The sequence below is a fragment of the Psychrobacter sp. 1U2 genome (assembly GCF_051847575.1).
This window is the reverse complement of sequence record NZ_JBPYDC010001030.1, coordinates 1-733: the sequence shown is the minus strand read 5'-3', so window position 1 is coordinate 733 and position 733 is coordinate 1. Positions and strand designations below refer to the sequence as shown.

The following is a 733-nucleotide window of genomic DNA, read 5'->3' as shown; positions in this document are numbered from 1 at the left end:
TGAATAAAATGAGTACTGATACTTTTCATCATCATAGAACAGACATAAATAAAATATTTATCATATTGAGTGATTGCTCAAAAATGAATACAATATTGCTGCTAAACACTATAAAGAAACTTATTGTAGTTGTTCTTGAATGATTGTTCAAGTTTGTATTGTCTGGTACGTTACGGTTATAAGAATTCGTTACACTCTTTTACTACATTAGCAATGCTAGCTTAAAGGTGATTATTTTATATACACTCAACGTTATATATGATTAGCCTTTTGAGCTGCACAAATCGTAATAGGAAATATTTTTCCTAATTAATTTCAGCAAAACGCGATTTTAAATAGAAACGGGTAAAAGAGATAGACAAATAAAAAAGGCTGAGCCAATGCTCAACCTTTTTTTAAATCAGATATCTATAATACGATATCTAAAATACTGTGTTAGATAATTAACCTTTCAAAACTTTGACCATCGCATTGGCGACATAGTCGACGTTATCGACATTTAGGCCAGCGACGCACATACGCGAATTGGAAACCATGTAAAGACCAAACTCGTTTTGCATGCGTTCAACTTGCTCAGGCGTCAATCCTGTAAAGCTAAACATGCCGTTTTGATTAGTCAGGTAATCAAAGTTACGATCAGAAATTTTGGCCTCTAGCACCGACTTTAGCTTCATACGCATGGCTTTAATACGGTCACGCATGCCATAAACTTCACCGATCCATTGCTCGTGCA

Annotated in this window: 1 protein-coding gene; it reads right to left on the bottom strand. The window is 34.5% G+C overall.

The annotated features are described in order from the left end of the window. Positions 1 to 443: 443 nt before the first annotated feature. Positions 444 to 733, bottom strand: a 290-nt coding sequence (locus ACS8FD_RS20200; protein WP_439277179.1) for an aminotransferase class I/II-fold pyridoxal phosphate-dependent enzyme, incomplete at its 5' end; no start/stop codon positions are given.